General features: G+C 61.1%; 21 protein-coding genes and 2 pseudogenes. 7 read left to right on the top strand and 16 right to left on the bottom strand.

What is annotated here, in order from left to right; all coding sequences use genetic code 11:
• Positions 1-36: 36 nt before the first annotated feature.
• Positions 37-2,163: a TonB-dependent receptor family protein gene (locus P7C00_RS17745; protein ID WP_404936987.1), complete on the top strand. Its 2,127-nt coding sequence runs from the start codon at positions 37-39 to the stop codon at positions 2,161-2,163.
• 89 nt (positions 2,164-2,252) lie between these two features.
• Here P7C00_RS17745 and P7C00_RS17740 read toward each other — a convergent pair whose 3' ends face one another.
• Together P7C00_RS17740 and P7C00_RS17735 are read right to left on the bottom strand one after the other, a co-directional pair.
• On the bottom strand, positions 2,253-2,402 hold the full coding sequence (locus P7C00_RS17740; protein ID WP_015635448.1) for a hypothetical protein: 150 nt from the start codon (positions 2,400-2,402) through the stop codon (positions 2,253-2,255).
• A 147-nt stretch (positions 2,403-2,549) separates the two neighbouring features.
• A complete protein-coding gene (locus P7C00_RS17735) occupies positions 2,550-3,047 on the bottom strand; it encodes a hypothetical protein (RefSeq protein WP_346634231.1) in 498 nt (165 codons plus the stop codon).
• A 284-nt stretch (positions 3,048-3,331) separates the two neighbouring features.
• Between P7C00_RS17735 and P7C00_RS17730 the strand changes: the two genes are divergently transcribed.
• Positions 3,332-3,862, top strand: coding sequence for a hypothetical protein (locus tag P7C00_RS17730; RefSeq protein ID WP_404936986.1), 531 nt, complete (start codon positions 3,332-3,334; stop codon positions 3,860-3,862).
• 31 nt (positions 3,863-3,893) lie between these two features.
• On the opposite strand, the pseudogene P7C00_RS17725 reads toward P7C00_RS17730, so the two are convergent.
• The 6 genes and pseudogenes from P7C00_RS17725 to P7C00_RS17700 all read right to left on the bottom strand — a co-directional run bounded on the left by P7C00_RS17725 (position 3,894) and on the right by P7C00_RS17700 (position 8,490).
• Positions 3,894-4,493 (bottom strand): annotated as a pseudogene (locus P7C00_RS17725) (putative adenosine monophosphate-protein transferase Fic).
• Positions 4,493-4,663 carry a YhfG family protein gene (locus P7C00_RS17720; protein ID WP_346634233.1) on the bottom strand — a complete coding sequence of 57 codons (171 nt, stop codon included), beginning with the start codon at positions 4,661-4,663 and terminating at the stop codon, positions 4,493-4,495. Before P7C00_RS17720 ends, P7C00_RS17725 begins: the two are co-directional and overlap by 1 nt.
• A gap of 76 nt (positions 4,664-4,739) precedes the next feature.
• Positions 4,740-5,213, bottom strand: coding sequence for a hypothetical protein (locus tag P7C00_RS17715; RefSeq protein WP_346634234.1), 474 nt, complete (start codon positions 5,211-5,213; stop codon positions 4,740-4,742).
• 102 nt (positions 5,214-5,315) lie between these two features.
• A complete protein-coding gene (locus P7C00_RS17710; RefSeq protein WP_404936985.1) occupies positions 5,316-7,028 on the bottom strand; it encodes an amidase in 1,713 nt (570 codons plus the stop codon).
• A gap of 146 nt (positions 7,029-7,174) precedes the next feature.
• Positions 7,175-7,621, bottom strand: coding sequence for a hypothetical protein (locus tag P7C00_RS17705; RefSeq protein WP_346634236.1), 447 nt, complete (start codon positions 7,619-7,621; stop codon positions 7,175-7,177).
• Between the two features lie 20 nt (positions 7,622-7,641).
• The gene (locus P7C00_RS17700) at positions 7,642-8,490 is read right to left on the bottom strand and encodes a Suppressor of fused protein (SUFU) (RefSeq protein ID WP_404936984.1); all 849 of its coding nucleotides are present in this window, start codon (positions 8,488-8,490) and stop codon (positions 7,642-7,644) included.
• A 189-nt stretch (positions 8,491-8,679) separates the two neighbouring features.
• On the opposite strand from P7C00_RS17700, the gene P7C00_RS17695 reads away from it, so the two are divergent.
• Together P7C00_RS17695 and P7C00_RS17690 are read left to right on the top strand one after the other, a co-directional pair.
• Positions 8,680-9,039 carry a hypothetical protein gene (locus P7C00_RS17695; RefSeq protein ID WP_346634238.1) on the top strand — a complete coding sequence of 120 codons (360 nt, stop codon included), beginning with the start codon at positions 8,680-8,682 and terminating at the stop codon, positions 9,037-9,039.
• 104 nt (positions 9,040-9,143) lie between these two features.
• A pseudogene (locus tag P7C00_RS17690) lies at positions 9,144-9,329 on the top strand (hypothetical protein); the annotation flags it as partial.
• Positions 9,330-9,488: 159 nt separating this feature from the next.
• Here the strand turns inward: P7C00_RS17690 and P7C00_RS17685 are convergent.
• Entirely contained in the window at positions 9,489-11,708 is a 2,220-nt protein-coding gene (locus P7C00_RS17685; protein WP_404936983.1) for an OsmC domain/YcaO domain-containing protein, read from the bottom strand.
• Positions 11,709-11,885: 177 nt separating this feature from the next.
• Between P7C00_RS17685 and P7C00_RS17680 the strand changes: the two genes are divergently transcribed.
• Positions 11,886-12,287, top strand: a complete 402-nt coding sequence (locus P7C00_RS17680; RefSeq protein ID WP_346634242.1) for a hypothetical protein — start codon at positions 11,886-11,888, stop codon at positions 12,285-12,287.
• Positions 12,288-12,518: 231 nt separating this feature from the next.
• Here the strand turns inward: P7C00_RS17680 and P7C00_RS17675 are convergent, their stop codons facing one another.
• The 4 genes from P7C00_RS17675 to P7C00_RS17660 all read right to left on the bottom strand — a co-directional run bounded on the left by P7C00_RS17675 (position 12,519) and on the right by P7C00_RS17660 (position 16,472).
• Positions 12,519-13,517, bottom strand: a complete 999-nt coding sequence (locus tag P7C00_RS17675) for an NADP-dependent oxidoreductase (protein WP_404936982.1) — start codon at positions 13,515-13,517, stop codon at positions 12,519-12,521.
• A 67-nt stretch (positions 13,518-13,584) separates the two neighbouring features.
• Positions 13,585-14,454, bottom strand: coding sequence for an alpha/beta fold hydrolase (locus P7C00_RS17670; protein WP_404936981.1), 870 nt, complete (start codon positions 14,452-14,454; stop codon positions 13,585-13,587).
• Positions 14,455-14,529: 75 nt separating this feature from the next.
• Positions 14,530-15,318: an SDR family NAD(P)-dependent oxidoreductase gene (locus tag P7C00_RS17665; protein ID WP_404936980.1), complete on the bottom strand. Its 789-nt coding sequence runs from the start codon at positions 15,316-15,318 to the stop codon at positions 14,530-14,532.
• Between the two features lie 53 nt (positions 15,319-15,371).
• The gene (locus tag P7C00_RS17660) at positions 15,372-16,472 is read right to left on the bottom strand and encodes an alkene reductase (protein ID WP_404936979.1); all 1,101 of its coding nucleotides are present in this window, start codon (positions 16,470-16,472) and stop codon (positions 15,372-15,374) included.
• Positions 16,473-16,621: 149 nt separating this feature from the next.
• Here P7C00_RS17660 and P7C00_RS17655 point away from each other — a divergent pair, with 149 nt between their 5' ends.
• Entirely contained in the window at positions 16,622-17,209 is a 588-nt protein-coding gene (locus P7C00_RS17655; protein WP_404936978.1) for a TetR/AcrR family transcriptional regulator, read from the top strand.
• A 578-nt stretch (positions 17,210-17,787) separates the two neighbouring features.
• Here the strand turns inward: P7C00_RS17655 and P7C00_RS17650 are convergent.
• The 3 genes from P7C00_RS17650 to P7C00_RS17640 form a co-directional block, all read right to left on the bottom strand.
• Positions 17,788-18,570, bottom strand: coding sequence for a hypothetical protein (locus P7C00_RS17650; RefSeq protein ID WP_404936977.1), 783 nt, complete (start codon positions 18,568-18,570; stop codon positions 17,788-17,790).
• 28 nt (positions 18,571-18,598) lie between these two features.
• A complete protein-coding gene (locus tag P7C00_RS17645) occupies positions 18,599-19,009 on the bottom strand; it encodes a hypothetical protein (protein WP_404936976.1) in 411 nt (136 codons plus the stop codon).
• Positions 19,010-19,142: 133 nt separating this feature from the next.
• Positions 19,143-19,928, bottom strand: coding sequence for a response regulator transcription factor (locus P7C00_RS17640; RefSeq protein ID WP_404936975.1), 786 nt, complete (start codon positions 19,926-19,928; stop codon positions 19,143-19,145).
• Positions 19,929-20,066: 138 nt separating this feature from the next.
• Between P7C00_RS17640 and P7C00_RS17635 the strand changes: the two genes are divergently transcribed.
• Positions 20,067-21,170 (top strand): polyamine ABC transporter substrate-binding protein, encoded by a 1,104-nt coding sequence (locus P7C00_RS17635; protein WP_346634251.1) that lies wholly within the window; start codon positions 20,067-20,069, stop codon positions 21,168-21,170.
• Positions 21,171-21,285 lie beyond the last annotated feature (115 nt).

Genomic DNA, 21,285 nt, shown 5'->3' with positions numbered 1-21,285 from the left:
TGCATTGCCCCCTTTCTGCCTGTCGGAGTTTTCTCGATGTCTTCGCCAAAATCCTTGCCCACGGCCCTGTTGGGCCTGGCCCTTGCCTGCCCGGCAATCGCCGAGACCCGGAGCGTGGAGCTGGCCCCGGCGCAGGTCCTGGGGCAGGACCAGGGCGGCGAGGGACAGCGGCTGGCAGAGGCCGAGGCGCGGCTGGCCCAGGTGCCGGGCGCCAGCAATGTGGTGGACATGCGCCGGCCGCTGCAAGGCCGGGTCGCCAGCAACCAGGATGTGCTGGCTTATCAGCCCGGGGTCTACGCCCAGTCCGCAGGGAACGAAGGGGTAAAGATCTCGATCCGTGGTTCGGGCATCAACCGCGCCCCGGGTGCCCATGCTTCTGGGCTGTACACGATGCTCGACGGTCTGCCCCTGACCGGCCCCGGCGGCACCCCCTATGAGTTGCTGGAGCCCCTGTGGATCGACCACGTAGAGGTGCTGCGCGGCGCCAATGGTTTCGACCGTGGCGCCCTGGCCCTGGGGGGCGCCATCGATTACGTCAGCCACACCGGCTACGACGCACCGCTGTTGCAGGTGCGCTACGCCACCGGCAGCCACGGTTATCAGCAGCGTCAGGTCAGCTCCGGGCAAGTGCTGGGGGATTTCGACTACTACGTCTCGCTGACCGATGCCAACGCGGACGGCTATCAGGACCACACCCGCAGCCAGAGCAAGGGGGTGATTGGCAACTTCGGCTATCGCTTCAATCCGAACCTGGAGACGCGTTTCTACCTGCGCTACCGCGAGACCGACAACGATCTGGCCGGGCGGGTCAGCAAGCATTCCATCGAGCACGACCCGCGAGCGGCCAACCCGGCCTACGTCAGCCGCGACGATCGTCGCAAGCAGCCGGGCAGCACCTTTGTCGGCAACAAGACCACCTATTACATCGACGACGATTCGAGCATCCAGACGGGCCTGGTCTACCACGACTACCCCATGGACTTGCGCGAAGGCCCCAACCGCCTGAAGGTGGCCTACAGCGACGTCAGCGGCACCTTCGACTACAAGCGCCGCGACACTCTCTGGGGCCGGGAAAGCCACAGCACCCTGGGCCTGCGGGTGACCAAGCACCTGCCCAATGACGGCGCCAGCGAGTTTGTGCGGATTCCCGCGGGCAACACCGCCAGCTATACGCCAGGCACGCGAATCCGCAATTTCACCTACCAGGGCTCGGATACCGTCCTGCACGTTGGCAATGATCTGGAGATCGCCGATGACCTGTGGCTGACCACGGGCCTGGCGGCCATCTACACCCGTCGTGAAAGTGCGGTGACCTACCCCGAAGGGGGCGGCAAGACCAGCCTCGGCGATTGGGACTATGCGCCGCGCCTGGGCCTGCGCTACCAGCTGAACCCGGATCTGCAACTGTTCGCCAACCTCAGCCGCTCGGTGGAAGCACCGCACCCCTGGTCGCTGATCTACAGTGCCAACCGGCGTTTCCCAACGGGTAGCGGCGTGGCCACGGGCGCTCAGCGCGATCCGATCGAGCTGCGCAATCAGACCGCCACCACCCTGGAGCTGGGCGGCCGCGGCGACAGCGCCCTGGGACAATGGAGCCTGGCCTGGTACTACGCCCAGGTGCGCCACGAACTGCTCTCGGTATTGCCGGACCCCAGCGCCACCACACCCTATGAACTCAACGCCAGCCCCACGGTGCACCAGGGCGTGGAGGCCAGCCTGCAGAGTGAACTGTGGTCGCAGCCGGGCGTCGGCCGCTTGAGCCTGCGCCAGGCCTACACCTTCAGCGATTTCCACTATCGCGACGATTCGCGCTTTGGCGACAACCGCCTGCCGGGCCTGCCGATGCACTATTACCAGGGCGAGCTGCGCTACGACTGGCCCCTGGGTTTCTTCGCCGCCGTCAACACCCAGCTGGTGTCCAAGGTGGCGGTGGACTATGCCAACAGCTACTACGCCGATCCCTACGCGTTGTTCGGCGCCACACTGGGCTACAACGCACCGAAGAACGACTGGCAGACCTGGCTCGACCTGCGCAACCTGACCGACAAACGCTACGCCGCCACCGTGACCCCGGGCTACGACGACAAAGGGCAAGACTTGGCGCGCTCGACGCCGGGAGAAGGCTTGGGGGTGTACCTGGGGGTTTCCTGGAGCCTGCGCTGACAGCGGGGCGCCGAGATCAACAAGAACAAGTGCCCGCAATTGCGGGCACCTTGTACAGGCCTGGCCGCGTCAGCCCAGGCAGCAGCGGCTTACCACTGGCCCGAGAAGACGCAGGTCAGGGCTTCGATGGCGCTGAATTTCCACAACGAATCGCCGCAGTCGCTGGCGAAGGCGTGGGCGTTGGAAGCAGTGAGCGCCAGAGCGATGGCCGAGGCGTAGACGATTTTCTTGAGTGACATGGGAGTACTCCTTGTTATGAATCCGCACGTTCTTGTGAGCGCCATCCTGAAGGGGGTGGTGCGGACTATAAGCTCGCCCTGAGCCAGGGACCATTAGCCCGAGTGTGCTAATGGCCCATTCCCATCATTGCGCGGCCTGGCGCTGACTCAGTTGCGAAAATACAGCTCGTCCAACTGCCGCCGGCGTATCACCAGGTACTCCTCCCAGACCTTGGGAAAGTCCTCGTCCCGGGTGAAGGGAAAGGTCAGGTAGACGGTGCGGCCGATCACACTGATGTACTCCCGCACTCGCTTGTACGCCGGTTGCTCCAGCAGCGAAATGTACTCGTCATAGGCGTAGTGGTAGTGGGAAACCGTCACCCGATGGGGCGCGATCATGCCGCGGGAAAAGTCGATCACCCAACCGTGACTCAAGTCACTGCCCAGGTAACCGTAAACCCCGTCCTCGGAGAGGCTGATGGCTTTTCGTGCCTGCTCGCCATCTTCGTCGTTGACCAGCACGATCTGGGTTTCGAAATAGCGGATGGCCTGTTGCTCGGGGCCGCGCAGCTGTAGGTTCCAGCCGACGGCGCCCATGCGGAATTCGCCTTGCTCGGTAAACTCGGCGGTCCAGCCATTGGCGAGGGTAATGCTGTGTGTGGTCATCGTTGTCCTGGTGATGGCTGTCCCTGAAGGTCGGGGATTGTACGTCAGCCGCTGCGCGAAACGGCAGGGGCCGTGGCGCCCCGTCAGTCATGCCGGCATGCGGGCCGGTGCGGATCGGGGCATGAAGCACGCAATGAATATCCTTGATGGGAAGCGCTTCAGCGCGGTGATCGCTCAGTCAGGCAGTGAGCGGCCCTGCAGGGTACGGCATAATGCACGGCCGTTTTGCTTAAACCCAGGAATTGATCAGGAGGATCCGGCTGGCTATGTACAGACTTGGGCACATGATAGACAACCAGTGGGTGGAGCACAGTTATCCGCCTGTATTCGTGGTGGCGCCCATTGGCGAAGGGCAGCGCGTGGTGGCCGGCGTTCCAGGCTCGGACCCGCAAGTCCTGCTCAGCCTGCTGGGCTGCCTGGCCGAACCGCTGGTGCTGCTGTTCGTGCTGCACACGCCGCGGGATGAGTCGCAAGCGGGGCGTTACTGGAGCCCGCAACTGTCGCGTGAAGAGGTTGAAGATTTCATCCAGGACTTCAAGCCATTCCTTTGTGGCGATAGCCGCTTTGATCTTTGGGTTCACTCGCCGGCGCAACAGGCCACGGTGGTCTGGGACCGACACAATCTGATCTACGCCTACGGCCCGCTTGACGACTACACCAGCGCCTTGCGAGCGCTTGGCTTCAGCCATGGCGAGCCGCAACTGCCGGTGCCCCATACGCATCACTACCATCCGCAGTTGGACGACCTTGGCAGACAGCTACTCGACCGGTTCGACTGGGAACACGCGCCATTGCGACCTGAGGATGAGCAGTGATGGCTCCGGGGTGATCCAGGCAGTTGCCTGGTCAGGCTTGTATCGGCTGACCAATGCAGCGATGGAAAACCTGTTCCATCGGTCTGAGATTGCCGTTGTAGGCTGCGATGTTTGCCTTGATCCATTCGCCGCCTTCGATTTCCCACCAGCTGATTTCAAACCCGGCATTCATGATGAGATGCTCAAAAAGGATTCGTTGTGCGCGGCCATTACCGTCACGAAAAGGGTGCACTACGTTGAGCTCGGAGTAAGTTTCTGCAACAGCGATTATCAGCTCCTCGCGCTACATACCTTCGAACCAGTTGGCCGCAGCCATGATCTTGAAGATCTTGTCCGCTTCTTTCTCTATATAGGCTGGTTGGCAGAATCGTGTGTCTTGCTTGAATATCCCCACTGTTCGAAGTTCTCCGGCCCATTCATACAGATCCGCGAACAGCGTCAGGTGGATGGTTCTGAGAGAGTCGAGTCCATAAGGAGGTGGACTGAATTCGAGGCTTTGCGCAGCAAGGGCAGAGAATAGTTGTTCGGCTGTGCTCAAGGTCGGATCGTTGCGTATGCCGAGTTTGTTGCGCAGGACAGCAGAGCCGGGGTAACAGTAGGGGTCTTGGCCTACGCCATATTTGTCAGGCATCAGGCGTCGGTCTTGGCAAAGGCCTTCAACAGTTCTTCACGGGAAGGCAGCGCGCGCTCAACGTCTGCCGGGGAAACCTTGAAGCCTTCCAGACGCAAGCTGGCTGCGTAGTTGGATTTACGAGTCTTGGCCGCGTAGGCCCTTTTGGTTTCAAGACTGATGGTGCCCATGGGACTGTACCTCGATGGCGTGAGTGGGCGAATTATAGTCGATCCAGTTGGGGGTGGCAGCCATAGCCATCTGCAATCAAGCCCACTCATGCTCGGTCAATCTTTTGAATTCAGTGCAGGCCTCATCAAACTGTTGCCTGGAGAATTCGGCGCGTTGAGCGTTGCTGTTCCAGGCCACCGCAGTGACCAGTCCGCCGATCACTGTGACGGCTCGTCCAAAACGTTCCCAGATCAGCTTGTCTCCCCGTACCACCTGCTCGACCACGGCCACTGTGCAACTGAGATCCATGTCGTCGGGGCAGATCAGCAACGGGACGATGCTCGAGCAGTCCTCGCTCGCGGGAGCCAGTAACTGCCAGGCAAGTTCTGCGTGCTCGTCATCGATCAGCCAGCCCTGGGCCGGTACCAGCCCCTCGGTGCTGTCTGCCCCCGTGCCATCGTAGATAACGCCCTTGATCCAACTGTCCAGGGGGACGCCATCGACGGTGAAGACGGGGTGGGGGGCCTTGGTGTATTTCGATTGATGCATTGCGGCGCGAAGGTTGTTCATGGGGCTCTTGCCAACGGGTTGAGCGCAAAAGGTCATGCGCAGTGGGGGACTCGACGGGGCGGCGTTGAGGATCGGGGCCGTTGCGGCCCCGGTCCCGGTTAGTCAGTGGCCGCTGTGCAATGCCGGAGTCCGTGGTGGAATCAGGCGCTTGCTGCCGGTGGCTTCGAAGGCCGAAGCCAGGTGCAGCAGGCTCGAATCGTCATAGGCACGCCCGGCGAAGGTCAGCCCCACCGGCATGCCGATGTCCGCCATGACGCCCATGGGCACGGTAACGGTGGGCACCCCCAGGTGGCGGATCGCAAGGTTGCCGTTGGCCACCCACACGCCGTTGCTCCAGGCGATGTCCGCCGACTCGGGGTTGATGTCGGCATCGGCCGGGCCAACGTCGGCCACGGTGGGGAACAGCACGGCGTCCAGCCCCAGGCGATCCATCCATTCTTCCAGGTCGATGCGTCGGGTCTGCTCCAGGCCGCGCAGGCCGTCGGCCAGGGTGGCGATCTGGTCCCAGGTCTTGAGGCCGCGCTTGGCCATGTTCACGTATTGGTCCATGCCGGCGGCCAGGTCGTCTTCACGGTTGGGCAGGGTGCCCGGGTCGTGGGGGAAGATCTGCGGCCCGTCGACATCCGCCAGGCGGTTGAGCTTGGGATCGTCGTTGGCCCGCAGGAAGTCATCGAAGGCCCAGCCCGACAGTTCCCACAGCTCGTCATGCAGGAATTCCTTGCTGACCAGGCCGCGGTTGTACACCGTCGGCGCACCGGGGCGGTCGCCCTCGCAGTTGGACACCAGGGGGAAGTCCACTTCCAGCACTTGCGCGCCGGCGGCTTCCAGGGCACGGCGCGCCTGCTCCCAGAGGCTGATCACCGAGGGGCGGGTGTGGATGCGCTGGCCGGTGGGGCCGCCGATACCGGGCTTGTCACTGGTGCCGGCTTCCGGGTCGGCGTTGATGTACATGCGCGGCACGCCAAAGCGCTTGCCCTTGAGCGCCGCGGCATCGGCCGCCAGTTGCGGGTAGGACGCGGGGCGCACCGAGGTCACGCTGGGAATCGGCACCCAGGGCTGCAGACGCCACAGGTCGCCGCGGGTGTCCGGGTCCTCGGCCACCACCACGTCCAGCACTTCCAGCAGGTCGGCCATGGTGCGAGCGAAGGGCACTACCACGTCCATGGTCGGGGTCAGCGGCCAGTTACCGCGCACCGAAATCACCCCACGCGACGGCGTGTAGGCGCACAAGCCGTTGTTGGAGGCCGGGCCACGACCGCTGGACCAGGTTTCCTCGGCCAGGCCGAAGGCGGCGAAGCTGGCGGCGGTAGCCGTACCGGCGCCGTTGGAGGAGCCCGAAGCAAAGGGCGCGGTCAGGTACGCGGCGTTGTAGGGACTTTCCGCGCGGCCATACACGCCGCGCTGCATGCCGCCGTTGGCCATGGGCGGCATATTGGTCTTGCCCAGGCAGATGGCCCCGGCGCCCCGCAGACGCTCGATGGTGAAGGCATCGCGATAGGCCACCAGCTCGGCGAAGGCCGGGCTGCCCGAGGCAGCCGTCAAGCCCTTGACCAGATAGCTGTCCTTGGCGGTGTAGGGAATGCCGTCCAGCGGGCCCAGGGTCAGGCCCTTGGCGCGACGCTCATCGGCGGCTTCGGCTTCTTTCAGTGCCTCGGGGTTGCGCACCACCAGGGCATTGAGAGCCGTGGCGGTGTTCGGCCCGTCATAGGCCTCGATCCGCGCCAGATAGGCCTGGACCAGCTCCACGGAGGTGGTCCGGCCCGATTCCAGGGCGGCGCGCAGGTCGGCGATGGAGACTTCGGTGACTTCGATCATGGGGCTACCGCCGTTGGCTGGTGGGAGATGAGGTAAAGAGGGCGCAACGGAGCGCGGGTGTTCGGGTAATGGTTGTGCATGGTGATTCTCGTGGTACGGCTGGGCACGACAAGGGTGGCAAGGAAAACTGTGGGCCTTTTTAGCATCTAGTGCGGGGCAGAGGAACCGTTGAACTCGCCCAGGTAGTCCAGCGTCGGCGTGCTTTGCGGGGTGCGCTGATTGGGGCCGGATGCAGCCGATTGTTGGTCGCCATGAATCGACTCGCTGCCGACGACGATGAAGTGGCTGTAATGCCCCTTGATCCGCGAGCGCAGCCGCTGTTGCTCGGCATCACTATGGATCAGCGATTCCAGGTATTGCGGGCCGTCTTCACTGTCGATCAGCTCGACGAAATCGGCGTCCATGTAGTAGCCCAATTCCTGCCTGAGGCGCCAGCTGGGATTGCGTGCTTCCCAGGCGCTGAATTCGGCGGCGCTGACATCCGCTGCAGGTTCGGGCTCCCACTGTTCGAAGGCAAACAGTTCGGCCTCTGCCTGGTTCGGGAAGCGGGCGGCGAACAGGTAGAAAGGGAAGTAGTTCTCGGCTTCTGACATGGACGGCAAGGCTCCTTTCTTCAGATCAGGCTCTCGCGCTGCAGGTGGCTGACATGGCCAATGCCAGCGGCGCTCAAGCGCGCCGCCAGGTCTTCCCGGGCCTGGGCGCCGCCGTTGCGCACGTATTCCAGCTCCGAGGCGGTGATCAGCACCACCGGCACCAGGGTCACGGGGGACAGGGGCATGTCTTCCAGACGCGTCGGGAAGTCCGGGGCCGGGCCACCGATCAGCACCCCGGCGCAGTCGTCGGCGCTGACGAAGTGCGCGGGCAACTGCTCACTCATGGCCCGGGACTGGCTGACCCCAGGCAGCTCCAGGGACAGCACCCCGTAGCGTTCCAGGCGCGAGGTGTAGCCACCGGCATCGGCCACGGTGCCGGCCACGCAGCGCAGCAGTTCGAAGGTCCAGCTGTCGGCAAAGGGATAAACGTCGCCGACCGCGCCCTGGGCGTGGGCCGGAATATCTGGGGTTTCCACGAACAGCTCCATCTCGAAACCGTTGCCCAGATCGTCACCTTGGACACCGTCGAACGGGTCGGACAGGCCCTCGGTGGCGAGGATGATGCCGTTGTTGCGGCGCACGATGCGGTAAGCCTGGCGCGTGGAAGGCCAATGAGGCCCGCCCATGAAGCTGGGGCTGATGGCAAAGCCCAGGACGTCGGCTTCGCAAGTACCGACGGCTTGCCAGTGGCGCTCGAGGCAGGCGGCGCCGGCTTCCATCAGGGCAATGCTGGCCAGGTCCGCTTCGCTTGGCTGGTACTGGGCGTAGGGCTCCTCTGCAGCGGCTGGCTCGCTGGCGGGCAGGGCGGGCTCGGCTTTTTGTGGCGCCGGCTTTTTAAAGACGCTGAGCAGCTTTTCCAGAAAGTTCATCGGGCGATCCTTGCGGGGTCCGTGCGTTGCATGCAGTGCACAGCGCACGGGTAGAAAGACAGGGGCGCGCATTGTGACCGGTTTGCCGTGCCCGTGGAAACTGACGGATACGTGTTGCTTGAAGCCTTGCCTTGCCGAAGCCGCCACCTGAGAATCCGCTCCGGCCCCCTATCAAGGAAAGTGATCTGCATGTCTTACCCGAAAAAGCTAAGCCCGGAGTTTTCCGGAGCACTGAGAACCTTCAGTTTCTGGGTCGCCAACGGCACCCTCGGCTACCCGTTGCTGGAAGGCGTCGACTATCGCAGTTGCCTCGGCGACGAGCCGAGTATGCTGGAAATGGTCTACGCCATCTTTGCCAATGTGCTGGAGCTGGACGAGCAGGGCGTTCCGGTGAATGCCAAGTACGCCGAGCACCGCGCCGCCCAATACATTCGTCAGTATTGCGACCCGGGCTACACGGCCCTGCCGGCATTCGAGGAATGGGAGCAGGAACTGTACGGGCCGCCCGATCGTGACGACAGCAAGCCCTGGCCCGCCGGCGTGGCCTAGGTTTCTCGACGGCTGGATGCAAGCGCCGGGCACTGTGGCTTCGAAACGATGAGCCCCTCATCAAGGCTTATGAATGTCGCTGATTTCGCAACGAGTAGAACTGGAGCTATGAAATCCTCGGCAACTCCGAGCCTGAGTTGCACTGCCATATCTTTCCCCGTTATGCCTCGGAGCCGGAAGGCAAGCGCAGGATGCCGGTGTGGTTCTACGATTGGAAAACCGCGCCGCCCTATGTCGAGGCGGAGCATGGGGCGTTGCGCGAAAGAATCGCCCAGCTATTGGCCGTCTGACTGTAGGAGCGAGCTTGCTCGCGATGATCGTCAACGAAAACGCCGCGCCCACTGGGGGAACGCGGCGTTCTTGAGTGCTTCGCGAGCAAGCTCGCTCCTACAGTTACAGTTACAGGTACAGGTACAGGTACAGGTACAGGTACAGGGAAGGGCGGGGTGTCAGCGGTTGGCTGCGGTCCACTTGGCCCGCGCTGCGTGCAGCTTCTTGTAGCTGTCGATCAGCCGCAGGTGGCGGTCCAGGCCTTCGAGCTGCAGGTTGGTCGGGGTCAGGCCGTAGAAACGCACGCTGCCGTTCACCGAGCCGATCACAGCGTCCATCCGTTCGTTGCCGAACATGCGCCGCAGGTTGCCCTCGTAGTCCGCCAGCTCCAGTTCGTCGTCCAGTTCCACTTCCAGTACCGCGTTCAAGGCCTGATAGAACAGGCCGCGTTCGACGGTGTTGTCGTTGTATTGCAGGAACATCTCCACCAGCTCCTTGGCCGGATCGAACTGCTGCAGGGCCACGTGGAGCAGCAGCTTCAGTTCGAGGATGGTCAACTGGCCCCAGGCCGTGTTGTCGTCGAACTCGATGCCGATCAGGGTGGTGATGTCGGTGTAGTCGTCCAGCTCGCTTTCTTCCAGGCGTTCCAGCAGTGAGCGCAGACCATCTTCGTCCAGGCTGTGCAGGTTGAGGATGTCTTCACGGAAGAACAGTGCCTTGTTGGTGTTGTCCCAGATCAGGTCGTCCACCGGGTAGATTTCCGAATAGTCCGGCACCAGGATGCGGCAGGCCGTGGCCCCCAGGTGCTGGTACACCGCCATGTAGACTTCCTTGCCCAGGCCTTCGAGGATGCCGAACAGGGTGGCGGCTTCCTCGGCGCTGGCTTGTTGCCTTTCGCTGAAGCCGCTTTGGCTGGTGAAGTCCCACTCGACGAATTCGAAGTCCGCCTTGGCACTGAAGAAGCGCCACGACACCACGCCGCTGGAGTCGATGAAGTGCTCGACGAAGTTGTTCGGCTCCATCAGCGCCTGGCTTTCAAAGGTCGGCTGCGGCAGGTCGTTCAAGCCTTCGAAGCTGCGGCCCTGGAGCAGCTCGGTGAGGCTGCGCTCCAGCGCCACCTCGAAGCTTGGGTGAGCACCGAACGAAGCAAACACGCCACCGCTGCGCGGGTTCATCAGGGTCACGCACATCACCGGGAATTCACCGCCCAGGGACGCATCCTTGACCAGCACCGGGAAGCCTTGCTCTTCCAGGCCCTGGATACCGGCCAGAATGCTCGGGTACTTGGCCAGCACCTCCTGGGGCACATCCGGCAGGGCCAGTTCGCCTTCGAGAATCTGGCGCTTGACCGCCCGCTCGAAGATCTCCGACAGGCACTGCACCTGGGCTTCGGCCAGGGTGTTGCCTGCGCTCATGCCGTTGCTCAGGTACAGGTTCTCGATCAGGTTGGAGGGGAAATACACCACCTCGCCGTCGGACTGGCGCACATAGGGCAGGCAGCAGATGCCGCGCTCGATATTGCCCGAGTTGGTGTCGTACAGATGGGAGCCGCGCAGCTCGCCATCGGGGTTGTAGATGGCCAGGCAGTGCTCGTCGAGGATCTCTTTGGGCAGCTCATCCTTGCGCCCCGGCTGGAACCAGCGCTCGTCCGGGTAATGCACGAACTCGGCGTTGGCGATCTCTTCGCCCCAGAACTGATCGTTGTAGAAGAAGTTGCAGTTCAGGCGCTCGATGAACTCGCCCAGGGCCGACGCCAGTGCGCTTTCCTTGGTGGCGCCCTTGCCGTTGGTGAAGCACATCGGCGACTGCGCATCGCGGATATGCAGCGACCAGACGTTAGGCACGATATTGCGCCACGAAGCGATTTCGATCTTCATCCCCAGGCCGGCGAGGATCGCCGACATATTGGCGATGGTCTGCTCCAGGGGCAGGTCCTTGCCAGCAATATAAGTGCCTTCGCTGGAGCCCGATTGCGGCATCAACAGCGCCTGGGCATCGGCGTCGAGGTTTTCCACTTCCTCGATGATGAACTCGGGGCCGGTCTGCACCACCTTCTTCACCGTGCAGCGGTCGATGGAGCGCAGGATGCCTTGGCGGTCCTTGTCGGAGATGTCCGCCGGCAGTTCGACCTGGATCTTGAAGATCTGGTTGTAGCGGTTTTCCGGATCGACAATGTTGTTCTGCGACAGGCGGATATTCTCGGTGGGGATGTTGCGGGTCTGGCAGTACAGCTTGACGAAGTACGCCGCGCACAGCGCCGAGGAGGCGAGGAAATAGTCGAACGGACCCGGCGCCGAGCCATCGCCCTTGTAGCGGATCGGTTGGTCGGCCACCACCGTGAAGTCGTCGAACTTGGCTTCAAGTCGAAGGTTGTCGAGAAAGTTGACCTTGATTTCCATGGGGGGCACCGGCATCACAAAGCAAAAAATGGCGGGCATTATCCGGGATTTTACGCGGCAGTGGGGCGGTTTTTGGCAATGGCGGACTGACGGGCCTTGAGCCGCGGTCGGGAGCCGGTGAACAGGGCGTTTGGCAGATGCTAATGTCGGCTAATCGGATAAAAGGTATTGGAGTCAATGACCACAGTGTTGAGTGAGGTTGATCTTCACAAGGTGTTGGAAACTATTGAAAACGGCTCCAGCCAGGACCTGAATCTTCTTTATGAGGGATTGCAGATCGATCGGCGTGAGCTCTTGAACCAGCTCGCAATTGCCGTGGCCCGGCTCTTTACCAGCGGTCGTCGCGACTTTCATGACTGCGACGCAGTGATGAATACCTTGTTCAGCGACATCGTTGATCTGTCCTTGAACGCGGACATGCCTGAGCCGGCCTTTTCCATCTACCTTGCGTTCGATGCGGGGGAGTATGGGCACAGCGGTGATGTGCAGGATGTGCTGCCCTGGGAGCGGTGGACGCGGCCGGAGCTGGAAAGGATTTTGCGGGATGTAGGTGCTGGAGAAGCTGGCGGCGTGCAGTAGGCAAATGTTTGGGGGAAAGAGGGCGGGTTCGCCCTGTTTCGCCCTACTGCTCAAGCATCAAGCTGCGCCAAACGATCTCTAGCGGTTCAACAGGCACAACTTCCGGTCGCCTTGCCTGCTTGTCCAGCACCTCAGCAGACGTCGCCGGATTTTGCTCTGGCGATGACTGCCAAGGCGACAGAAGGTGCTCAGGCTCGGCCCCCTTAGTTGAGTCATCGATAGATGGTGTCGTCATTTGATCCTGACCACGACCTTGCCCTTGGCCCGTCCCTGCTCGACGTATTGCAGTGCTTGTGCCGTGGCTTCAAAGGCGAAGGTGCGGTCAACCACGGGCTTGATGATTCCGGCCTCAATCAGCGCGGTGATCTGTTGCAGCTGGGCGCCATCGGCCCGCATGAACACAAAGGCGTAGCTGACGTCCAGCTTGCGCGCCTTGCGCCGGATACCGAAGCTCAAGAGGCGCATGACCTGCTGCAACGGCCAGGCCAGCCCTTGCTGCTGGGCGAACTGCACAGTGGGTGGCCCAGAGATGGAAATCAGCTGGCCGCCGGGCTTGAGGACCTTGAGGGATTTTTCCAGTACGTCGGTGCCCAGGCTGTTCAACACCAGGTCGTAGTCATGCAAGAGGCTTTCGAAGTTCTGCTGCTTGTAGTCGATCACCTGATCGGCGCCCAGGGCTTTGACCCATTCGACATTCGCCGTGCTGGTGGTGGTCGCGACGAAGGCACCGAGGTGTTTGGCAAGCTGGATGGCAAGGGTGCCGACCCCGCCTGCGCCCGCATGGATCAGCACTTTCTGGCCCTTTTTCAGTTGGGCGGTTTCCACCAGCACTTGCCAGGCGGTGAGTGCGACCAAGGGGATCGACGCGGCCTCCGTCATGGTGGTGTTGGCAGGTTTCAGGGCAATTGCGTTTTCGTTCACGGCGATCCATTGGGCGAACGTCCCGATCCGCGCTTCGGGCGGGCGCGCGTAGACTTCGTCTCCGGGCTTGAAACGTTGCACTTGTGAGCCCACTTCAACCACGACGCCCGCCAGGTCATTGCCCAGTATCAGTGGCAATGCATAGGGCAGGATCAGCTTGAATTCGCCGTTGCGGATCTTCGAATCCAGCGCGTTGACGCCGCTGGCGTGGACCTCGATCAAGACGTCGTGGGCACCGACCTCGGGAACGGGCACTTCGCTCATGCGCCCGGTGTTCTTGCCATAGCGATCAATTGAAAATGCCTTCATCGGTGTGCGGCTCGTGTCAGTGGGAATAGGTGTGGACGGTGCTTGGGTGGGGTGGCTGTCATGGGGCTCAGTCGTCAAGGAATGCCAGGGTCCTGGCCACGAAGTCAGCGTGGTACTGAAAAATGCCGCCGTGCCCGGCATCCTCATACATCACCAGCTGTGCGTTGGGGACGCGGTTGGCCAGGGCAAGGGAATTGACGCTGGGCACCATGATGTCGTTGTCGCCGTTGACGATCAGTGTCGGCGCCCGCAGGCGCCCGAGATACTGCGGCGCCTGTTTGCCCCACGCGGTGATGGCTTGCAACTGGCGCAGGAAAGCGCCGGGCGTCGGGCCCTTGTCGCGATTCTTCCGGCGGGCTTTCAGGCGTTGCAGATACTCCGAGGCGGCTCGACGACCATTGGGCGTCGAGGTAAAGAACAGGTAGAACTTGGGATCGCGCAAGGTCAGCAAGCCTTTGAGCATCAAGGGCCAGGTCACTGAGCCGACCTTGTCGATAGCGGTGCCGCCGGCCGGTCCGGTGCCGGTGAGAATCAAGCGGCGTACCAATTCGGGGGCCTTCAGGGCGATGTCCTGAGCGACGAAGCCGCCGAGTGAAAAGCCCAGTACATCGACGCTCTTGAACCCCAGGGCCTGTATCAGTTCAATGGCGTCTTGCGCCATTTCGCCGACCGTCAGGGGGGCGGTTCCACCCGAGCCGCCGATGCCGCGATAGTCGGTGGTGATGACCCGCCGGGTCTGTGCCAGCCCATCGATTATTGCCGGGTCGAAGTTGTCCAGCACCGCGCCCCAATGGTTAAACAGCACCAGAGGCACGCCGTCCGCGGGACCGGTATCGCGATAGGCGAAGGGAATGCCCCTGAGCATGATCGACTGGTTCGCCGCGTTGATGAACGACGTCTGCAAAGCCGGGGGGAGTGTTGTCTGCGTTGGATTCATTGCTACTCCGAACAGCGGGCCGGATTCGTCGCAGTGCCTGCCGCGAATCCGCCGCGAACGCTCGCTGCCTAAAGATCACTGTTGGGGCTGGTAACGCTGGGCAACCTCGGATTGACGGATTTGCCCCAGCAGGCCCTGACGTGCGCTCTGCAGGTCATCCCAGCGTTGCGCTTCCTGCAGCGGCGGGATCGTCACCGGTTCGCGACGATCGAAACCCAGTAGCGCGGCGTCCACCAGATCGGCCACTTCCATGATTTCGTCCAGGGTGTTGATGTCGACGCCGGAGCGATCCCAGATTTCCGTGCGGGTGGCGGCCGGCAGCACGGCCTGCACGTACACACCAAGGGGTGAAAGCTCCAGGCTCAGGCCCTGGGACAGAAACAGCACAAAGGCCTTGGTCGCACCGTAGACCGACATGCCGAATTCCGGTGCCAGACCCACCACCGAACCGATGTTGATGATCGCGCCATCGCCGGCTTTGGCCAGACGTGGAGCGATGGCGCTGGCGAGCCGCACCAGTGCCGTGGTGTTAAGGGCAACCAGCTGCGCAACGCTGTCGGTGCTTTGCTCGATGAAGTTGCCGGATAGCGCGGCGCCGGCGTTATTGATGAGAATGCCGATACGGGCGTCATCGCGCAGGCGGCTTTCAACGGTTGTCAGGTCGTTGAGTTGGGTCAAGTCCGCCTTCATGACATCGACGGCGACCCGGTGTTCGCTGTGCAAGCGGGCGGCAAGTGCGTCCAGGCGTGCCCGGTCGCGGGCGACCAGGACCAGATCGTGGCCACGTTGCGCGAAGCGCTCGGCGTAGACGGCGCCGATGCCAGTGGAGGCGCCAGTGATAAGAACGGTAGGGCGAGGGTTCATGGGGTCATCTCTCTTTCAGAATGAGGGGGAACAGACAGCGTGAATCGGACTGCTCAGCTTGCGCTGGCGCTTGCTTCAACCAGCGTTGGGTAGTCGATGTAGCCCGCCGCACCGCCGCCGTAGAGGGTGGCGGGATTGAAGGCGGACAGCGGCGCGCCGCTTTGCAGGCGCTCCACCAGATCCGGGTTGCCAATGAACGGGCGACCGAAGGCGATCAGATCGGCCTGGTCTTCGGCGAGCCGCGAGGTCGCCAGCTCCAGGTCATAGCCGTTGTTGGCGATGTAGGTGTTTTTGAAGCGCTGGCGCAGGGCGGCGAAATCCAATGGCGCCACGTCGCGCGGGCCACCGGTAGCGCCTTCGACCATGTGCAGGTAAACCACGCCGAGGGCGTCGAGCTGATCGACGACGTAATCGAATTGCGCCTGCGGGTCGCTGCTGGAAACACCGTTGGCCGGCGACACCGGTGACAAGCGCACCCCGGTGCGAGCCGCGCCGATTTCATTGACCACGGCTGCGCTGACTTCGAGCAACAGCCGCGCACGGTTTTCAATCGAGCCGCCGTAAGCATCGGTGCGCACGTTGGCGCTGTCCTTGAGGAACTGATCCAGCAAGTAGCCGTTCGCGCCGTGAATTTCCACGCCGTCGAAGCCGGCGGCAATGGCGTTTGCCGCGGCCTGGCGGAAATCGGCGACGATCCCCGGCAGTTCGCTGATGTCCAGCGCGCGGGGCTCGGAGACGTCCTCAAAGCGGTTATTGACGAACACCTTGGTGGCCGCGCGCAGCGCGGAAGGAGCCACGGGGGCGGCGCCGTTTTCTTGCAGATCAACGTGGGATACGCGGCCGACATGCCACAGTTGCACAAAGATCTTGCCGCCCTTGGCATGCACCGCGTCGGTCACCGTGCGCCAGCCATCAATCTGCGCCTGGGTGTAGATCCCGGGGGTGTCCTGATAGCCCTGGCCCTGTTGGGAAATCTGCGTGGCTTCGCTGATCAGCAAGCCTGCGCTAGCGCGTTGGCTGTAATAGGTGGCCGCGAATTCGCTTGGAACAAAGCCTTCGCCCGCGCGGTTGCGGGTCAGTGGCGCGAGGACGATGCGGTTCGACAGCGCGAGGGTGCCAAGGGTGTAAGGAGTGAACAGATTCTGATCGGTCATCTGGTGTCTCTTCCGTGCCTGGTGGTGGAGGTCGGTGGTGCGTGCAATTAGGATGATGATCGAAATCTAAACTGTCAACGGTTTTGATTATGGTCGACATCTATGTATGATTGGGCCCATGATTTCCCAATGAACATGAGGTATTGCACGTGAGAGTGAGCAAGGCCCAGGCGCAGGCCAATCGAGAGCACATCGTTGAAACGGCCTCTGAATTGTTCCGTGAGCGCGGCTTCGACGGTGTCGGTGTGTCGGATCTGATGGCGGCGGCCGGTTTCACCCACGGAGGTTTCTACAAGCATTTCGGCTCGAAGGCCGACCTCATGGCCGAAGCCTCGGCCTGCAGCCTTGCCAAGTCGCTGGCGGGCGCGCAAGCGCTGGATGTTCCTGGCTTCATCGACGTCTATGTGAGCAGAGAACATCGCGACGGACGTGGCAGCGGTTGCACCATGGCCGCGTTGTGTGGCGATGCGGCGCGCCAATCGGAGGATGTGAAAGCGACGTTTGCCGAAGGGGTCGAGCACACCCTGCAAACCCTGGGGGACAAATACCCGACCAGGCCGAATGCCGCTCCGGGGGAGGGCCGACGGAAAATGATCGACCTGCTGTCGCGAGCGGTCGGTGCGATTATGTTGTCGCGTGCCTGCCCGGATGATTCAGCGCTGGCGGATGAGATTCTTGAGGTGTGCCGCGCTGAGATGTTTGCGTCATTGCCGGTTGATAAAGGCAAGCCGGCATAAAGGGGGGCATGCCAGGGTTGTGCGCTTGCGGTCGTTGAGCGCACGTCGGCGTCAATTATGAATTGAAACGTGTCTCGGATCTGCCTGGGCGCACACCCGTGTCAAATTCTTCCTTCACCTTGACTGACGATTCGGCATTTCCAAGATCAGCCTCAATGGGGCCAATGCAACCCCAGCAGTCACCGCCACAATCGACCGAAAGCGGATCGTCTTTGAGGCCCAGTTTTCGACCGCATATACCGCACATGTCTGACATACCTGGATCCTTCCTTAGCTAAAAAATCTCTATGACAAAAAAGTACTGACTAAAACCAGCCTCTGAGTTTTAAGTGTTTGCTTAAGTAAGATCGTGCTTCTGATAGGCGACAACGGAGCGTCAATGCCCGCAGAAATAAGTCAAAAGGATGGGCTGACGCTGACCATCCTGCCATGCCCAAGCGGCCGGCCGGGCTGTGTTCTGGTTCGGCTCACCGGCACTGCGCTGCATGCAGAAATAGCCTCGGAAAAAAAACTCAGCCGGGGATGTGCTGCAACCGCTGGAGGAGTTCTTCTTGCTGGCAGTGCCCTTTCTCCGAGCGTCATTCCACGTAACGCAGCCACAGGTGTGTCCGCTCGCGGATCGCCTGGACGACTGCTGAAATCACCGTTTGCTTGTTCTCCTCAGGGGTGTTGTAGAGCGCACAAAAATCGCTCGCCACTGCGTTGGCGACGCTCAGGTCGGCAGGCACTGCACGCAGGAAACCGAGGTAAGACGCGCCCACCCCCATCAATTCATAACCGTGGGCCTGGGCGAAATGGCGGGCCACCGCGAAGTTCTGCGCAGGGCCCAGGTCGCAACTGAAATAGCCGTTGGGAAAGGCAGCCAGGGCCTGGCAAGCATGCTCGACCGGAACCAGGAGTGCCGAGAGGGGCTGGTCGAGCAGTGAAACCGGGTTGTCCTGATAGTCCATCCATTCCTGCAGGGCGGGCTGGTCAAGGGTCAGTCCGTGGGCGCACGCGTCTTCGAACGAGCTACCGGCCACCAGATCGGTGAAGTTGCGCAAGCAGATCGGGAACTCGGCTTTGGTGGTGGGATAGCCCAGGTATTCGCCCTGTTCGAAGCACTCTGCAGGTAACTGGACGATGTCCTGTTCCGAGGCATCGTCCAGCCCCAGGTTGTTGCGTGCATGGCCGGAGGTGTAGCGGGCCTGGGGCAGGTCATCCAGCGAGAGCAGGGGCCTGAAGCCTGGGTGGTTGTCGGCGATCTGGCGGTAGGCGTCGATCAGCTCGTCCAGGCTGGATATGCCGCTCAGGCTGTACTCATCGCAGGTGCCGGCAGCGGGGTTGCCAGGCATTGCGTTACCGCGAAATTGGATATCCATCGAAGGGCTACCTGTTCACTGTTGATGTTCAGACAAATGATTCAGCTTTTCTGCGCGCCAGCGCACCTCCCGCTAGCACCGCCGGCATGATGGCCAGGCAGCAGGTGAGATGCACCCAGCTTATTTGGCTTAAGGAGAAGATCCCCACGGGAATGCCCCAGACCAGCAGGATGATGACCCCGACCCAGATGGCAGGACGCAAGGTGCGGGTCGCCTGGGTCCGGGTGCTGACAAATCCCCCAACGCCCGCCGTGACGGTCCAGCCAAGCACCGTCAGCCACTGAACGGTGTTGATGCTGACCAGTTGATCGTGCTGTTGTCTCCAACCCGGTTCGCCAAGGGCAACGAACGCAGGAGGGAGAAACTGTGAAATGGCCAGCCCGAACACAGGCAGCACCAGGACGCAGGAGAGCAGGCCGAAGAGAATGGCTTTAAACATGGGGTGTTCGACATCCGTGTTGAGAGGGGCTTGGAGGGTGTTGCTGATTGGATGCGCGGTTCGTGAGGCATCCAGGCAAAGCAGTGGTTTGTTTACGGCTTCCCGGGAAGGATCGTCATCGAGGTCGATAGCGTCAAGAGAGAACGTCCTGTTTGGGCATGAAGAATCGAGCGAAGAGTTCGGATTGGGACTTGATGTTCAGCTTGGCGTAAATGTTGCGACGATGAACCTTTATCGTTTCTGCCGAGAGTGAAAGTTTGCCAGCGATCTCCTTGTTGGAAAAACCACTGAGCAACAGCCTGAGTACATCGCTTTCGCGGGTTGTTATTTGCGTGCCAAGCTGGCTGACCGTTTCGGGCCATTGAGGCGGGGCGCTGAGGTTTTTCTCTACATCCGTCTCAAAGCACATGCGCTGATGCATCAAGGCAGTGACCCATGGCTTGATCAGGTCGAGCATCGTAATTTGTTCCTGATTGAAGTGGACGCCGCTGCCAATGGAGATGCACAGGGTTCTGTCGGCATCGAGCTGGATGTTGTACTGGACTTCATCGACAGAAATATATTGCGCAAAGTACTTGTGGTAGTACTCGGTTTCCAGAAAGTACTCCGGTGCAATATCCAGCAAGTGAAAGAAACCGCTCTGCGGTTTTTCTCGATTGGCGATATAAAACGGGTCGAGCAGATAAAGCCCCTTTACATAGAGATGAATGAACGCATCCACCTCTTCCACATCGGCTACTTCGGGAAGGCTGACCACTTGCACCTGTTGATTGCTGAAGATCAGGACTACCCAGTTATCGATCTGCACATATTCATTGAGTGTGCGAATAAGCGAGCTCCAGAAGTCTGGGCGGTTCAACTGCATGATCAGTTTTCCAATCGAGCGGTGCCAAGCCAGGCTATGCAGGTCGAGTGGCATTTTCTACCCCTTTAGGGTTAGGGATTTGTGGGTCAAGGGTAAGTAATCGTAGGTATTTACTATTGATCAAGGCTCGGTATATTCGCCTTCAGGGTTTACGACAGCCATGAGGGCACGTCGTCTAGACAAGGATGTTGCATGAGAAAATTACCTTTGCGAACCGTTTTTTCGGTCGCGCTGCTCTGTGCCGGGATCAGTACATCCGCGGTGGCGGTAGAGCCTGGGATGTACCTGTACAACTGGTTCGGGCTGCTCGCGCCGGAGACCCCAAAAGAGTTTGAACAGGCCACGGGCACCCGGATTCACATGGATGCCTTCGACAGCGCCGAGATCATGCAGAGCAAGGTCATGGCCGGGCGCACGGGCTATGACGTGGTGGTGGCAACCTCCAATGTGTTGCCCAGCCTGATCAAGGCGGGCGTGCTGCAGCCGTTGGACCCTGCCCAGCTGAGTAACCTGTCCCACGTCGATCCTGACATCCTCGCCCAACTTGCGGTCAATGACCCTGGCAATCGTTACGCTGTGCCCTACTTGTGGGGCACCACCGGCATTGGCTATGACGTTGATAAAGTCAAAGCGGCACTGGGTGATAATGCGCCGGTCAATAGTTGGGACTTGATCTTCAAGGAAGAGAACATCAGCAAGCTACAGTCCTGTGGCGTGGCGATGCTCGACTCGCCCAGCGAGATCATCTCGATTGCCTTGAATTACTTGGGGCTCCCCAGCAATAGCAAGAACCCGGATGATTACCAGAAAGCCCAGGAACTGCTGTTGAAGATCCGGCCTTATATCGTTTATTTCGACTCGTCGAAAATCGATACGGACCTGGCGGGCGGCAACATTTGTGTTGTTGTGGGTTGGGCTAATGGCGCCCTGGCGGCGCAGGCTGCCAACGAGAGTGCCAATACCGGACGCACGATCAACTACAGCCTGCCTCGCGAAGGCGCGTTGGTCTGGTCGGAGAATTTGGTGCTGCTAAAAGACGCCCCCCACCCAAAGGAAGGCCTGGCGTTTATCAACTACATGATGCGGCCGGAAGTGATTGCCAAGACGTCAAATCACACGCTGTATCCTAATGCCAATAAAGATGCCACTGAGTTTGTCCAGCAGAAGTTGCGCGATAATCCGTGGATTTATCCAGACAAGGCAACTGTCGCGACACTGGTTCCGCTTGAGCCGCTGCCATTGAAACTGGAACGTATCCGCACGCGGGTCTGGACCAAGGTCAAGAGCAGTATCTGATCGGGTTTGACCTTTCGCCTGCTGCTTCATACACGTCGTTGTGGTGAGTGCGGGCTCATTGTTTAAAACATTCGGTGAAATGTACTCGCCTTGCGGAATCCGTTTCTTTCCGCAG

The sequence above is a fragment of the Pseudomonas sp. JDS08PS003 genome, assembly GCF_045013505.1.
In the GTDB taxonomy this organism is placed as follows: domain Bacteria; phylum Pseudomonadota; class Gammaproteobacteria; order Pseudomonadales; family Pseudomonadaceae; genus Aquipseudomonas; species Aquipseudomonas protegens_B.
Note: the sequence above shows the minus strand (reverse complement) of the source record. Positions and strands in the feature narration are given on the sequence as shown.